The following is a 4,129-nucleotide window of genomic DNA, read 5'->3' as shown; positions in this document are numbered from 1 at the left end:
GTCTATCAAGGCCCGACCACCGTCACCGAGTCGATCAAAGGTGCATCCGGTGGCAATCTGGAAGCCATCGCGCCAAACACCGCGCCAGTCAGCACCATCGTTAGCGATGTCAACGACACCACCACCGTGACCTTGACCGCCACACCAACCGTGAACGAAAACGGCACCATCACCTACACCGCCACGTTGACCGGCGCCGACGGCAAACCCGTCACCGCACAGAACGGTCCTGTGACGGTTACCTTGGACAGCGGTAAAACCATCACCATCGCCGCCGGCGCAAGCTCGGGCGTATTGGATGTGGCTGCTGGCAACGATGTCTACACCGGTGCTCCGTCCATCACCGAAACGATCAAATCGGCTTCCGGCGGCAACCTCGAAGCCATCGCTGTCGACAAGACCGGCGCGTCGACGGCGGTGGGCGATACCGTCGACAACACCACCGTCAGCATCAGCGGCAGCACGTCCGTCACCGAAGGCCAGACCGCGACGTACACCGTCAGCCTGACCAACCCGGCGCAGACGGAAGTGACCGTCAAGATCGTCTACAGCGGCACCGCCGCCGACGGCACGGACTTCACCGGTGTCTACACCGTGAAGATCCCGGCCAACGCCACCAGCGCTACCTTCAACGTGGCGACGCTGGACGACAAGATCACCGAAGGCACCGAAAACTTCGTGGTCAAGATCGACTCGGCCACCGGGGGCAATTTCGAACACCTGGGCGTCAGCGGCACCAACGGCAGCGTCAGCACCTCGATCATCGACAACGATGCGCCGCCGGTACTCGACCTGGATGCCAACAACTCCAGCGGCAAGACGGGTGCCGATTACCAGGTGACCTTCACCGAAGGCACCACTGGCCCGGGCGTGTCCATCGCCGACACCGACCTGAAGATCACCGACCCGGACAGCACCATGCTGACCGGCGCCACCATCGTGCTGACCAACCGTCAGCCTGGCGATGCGCTGAACCTGGGCAACAGCGTCAACGGCATCAGCATCAACGCCAACAGCACCGACGGCAAGGTCGTGCTGACGCTGTCGGGCAATGCGACGCTGGCCGACTACATGCAGCAGATCAAGAACATCAGCTTCATCAACAACAGCGAAGATCCGAGCACCGTACCGCGCATCATCACCGTGACGGTGACCGACGGCAGCAACTACTCGAACACCGCGACCACTACCGTGAACGTGGTCGGGGTTAACGACGCACCAGTAGCCACCGGTGGCGCGGTGACCGGTACCGAAGACACTTCGCTGGTGCTCGGCTGGTCGACGTTCGGTATCAGTGACGTGGACAGCGCCGCCGCCAGCCAGGGTGTGAAAATCACCGGGCTGCCGGGTGACGGCAAGCTGCAGTACCTGGACGGCGCAACCTGGAAGGACGTGGCCAACAACCAGACGTTCACCAAGGCCGACATCGACGCCGGCAAGCTGCGCTTTACCCCCGATGCCAACGAATCCGGCGCCAACGGCAACCCGACCGGCGTGGGCGATCAAAAGGCCGATTACGCGCAAATCAGCTTCCAACCAACCGACGGCCAGGCGCTGGGCAATACCAGCACCGTGAAGATCGATATCACGCCGGTCGCCGACGCACCGAGCCTCAACGTGGCTGGCAACAGCGTGACCTCCACCGGTCTGATCAAGGAAGTCTGGACCGGCCTGTCGGGCCTGGGCACTGATGGCAGCGGCGCGCCGTCCGGCACGCTCAAATCGGTGATCGATGCCGCCGGCACGCCAAACAGCAGCACCAACGTGACCAACGTGCAGTCCGACAGCAACGTCAACCCGGGCACCGCGTCGAAAACCTCGGGCCTGATCTTCCTCGAAGCCGGCAAGACCTACACCTTCAGCGGCACGGGGGATGACAGCCTGCTGGTGACCATTGGCGGCAAGGATGTGGCGGGCATTACCTGGGGCGCAGGCGGCAAGCTGAACGGTTCGTTCACGCCGACCACCAGCGGCTACTACACCCTGGACATCTACCACCACAACCAGACCGGCCCGGGCAGCTACGACGTGAACCTGTCGGTCAACGGCAGCACACCCGTGGACCTGAGCAGTGCCGGCGTGCCGCTCTACACCGGCGTGACCGACCTGGCGAACGCTGGCGTGACCGTCTCCGACCTGCACGGCAGCAACGGCGAAGGCTACTACGACGGCTTCAAGCTCAACGAAGGCGCCGAAGGCACCAGCGTGCACCTGTCGAAGATCACCACCGCCCTGACCGACACCGACGGCTCCGAAAGCCTGAGCGTGAAGATCGGCGGCATCCCGGAAGGCAGCGTGCTGAGCGACGGCGCGGGCCATACCGCGACCGTGGGCAGCAACGGCGAGGCCTCGGTCACCGGCTGGAACCTGGGCAGCCTGACCCTGACGCCACCGACCTACTACAACGGCCAGTTCAACCTGACCGTGACGTCGACCTCTACCGAAGCCCTCGGCGGCTCGGCGGTCAGCACGGCGCAGATCCCGGTTACCGTCTACCCGGCGACCTACAACGCGGTCACCGCCACGTCTGGCAGCGACAACGTCACCGGCACCGACAGCAACGACATCGTGGTCGCCGACATCGGCGGGCTGACCGTGGTGCCGGGGGTCAACTACAACATCGCCTTCATGGTCGACAGCTCTGGCAGCATGAGCGACTCGTCCATCGCAGCGGCCAAGGCCTCGCTGACCTCGGTGTTCAACACCCTCAAGCAAAGCTTGGGCAGCAACTCCGGGACGGTGAACATCTTCCTGGCGGACTTCGACAGCCAGGTGAACAACACGGTCTCGGTCAACCTCAACGACCCGAACGCCTTGACCCTGCTTAAGGGCGTACTCGACTCGATGGTGTCCGGCGGCGGTACCAACTATGAAGACGTGTTCAAGACCACGGCGAACTTCTTCAAGAGCACCGACGCCCTGAACAATACCGGGGCGAAGAACCTGACGTATTTCATTACCGACGGCAAGCCTACTTACTACCAGACCGGCGAACAGACCAATCCGACGCTTTACGGCACCGTCAAGCTCGATGATGTCTTGAGCGCAGCCAATTACAGCGTCGGCAAGTACTACACCCAGACGATCGACAGCACGCACAAGTACACCATCTACGAAAACGGCGAGATGTACCTGTCGACCAAAAGCGGCAAGAAATGGACCGACAGTTATGTGGGCACGGTGCATGCCGAGGGCAATGGCACCTTTGAACTGTCGAACCAGGGCGGCACCGGCTATGGCGAATACTGGAACTATGTCGATTCAGCAGCGGGCTCGACCGACAGCTTCACGCTGCTCAAAGGCTTGAGCAGCGTGGAAGCCATTGGCCTGAACAGTGATGTGACCCTGAACGACCTCAAGCCCTACGATTCGGACTCGACACCACAGACCAACATCGACCCGAACAACCTGGCCAACTCGATCATCGGCCACACCGAAGCGACCCTGCCGGGCGCCGATACGGTCAACGGTGGCGACGGCAATGACATCCTGTTCGGCGACCTGGTGAGCTTCAACGGCATCGCCGGCGAGGGCTACCAGGCCATCCAGGCTTTCGTCGCCCAGCAGAACGGCGTGGAAGTCAGCAAGGTCACCACCAGCAACGTGCACCAGTACATCACCGAACACTACACCGCGTTCGATGTGTCCGGTGCCCACGATGGCAACGACACCCTGCTGGGCGGCGCCGGCAACGACATCATTTTCGGCCAGGGCGGCAACGACACGCTCAACGGTGGCAAGGGCAATGACATCCTGCTGGGTGGCACAGGTAACGACACGCTGATCGGCGGCCAGGGCAATGACACCCTGATCGGCGGCCTGGGGGGCGATACCTTTGTCTGGAAGTCCGGCGACACCGGCACCGACGTGATCAAGAACTTCAACGCCGGCGAAGGCGACCGGATCGACCTGCGGGATCTGTTGCAGGGCGAAACCGGCAGCACCATCGACCACTTCCTGAAGATCAGCACGGTCGATGGCGTGTCGTCGCTGCAGGTCAGTACCTCTGGCCAGTTCAATGGGGCCAACGGTGCCGCAGCGGCGCCGGACGTGACGATCAAGCTCGAAGGCAACAACTGGTCGAACGTGAACCTGAACTCGTTGATCGCCGGCAGTGACCCGACCATCA

General features: G+C 62.5%; 1 pseudogene. It reads left to right on the top strand.

The features are described from left to right. Positions 1 to 4,129, top strand: a pseudogene (locus tag J4E53_RS29995) (LapA family giant adhesin); the annotation flags it as partial.

This window comes from Pseudomonas sp. FW305-28, assembly GCF_017351395.1.
GTDB classification, from domain to species: Bacteria; Pseudomonadota; Gammaproteobacteria; order Pseudomonadales; family Pseudomonadaceae; genus Aquipseudomonas; species Aquipseudomonas fluorescens_AA.
This window is presented reverse-complemented; position numbering and strand designations above follow the sequence as displayed.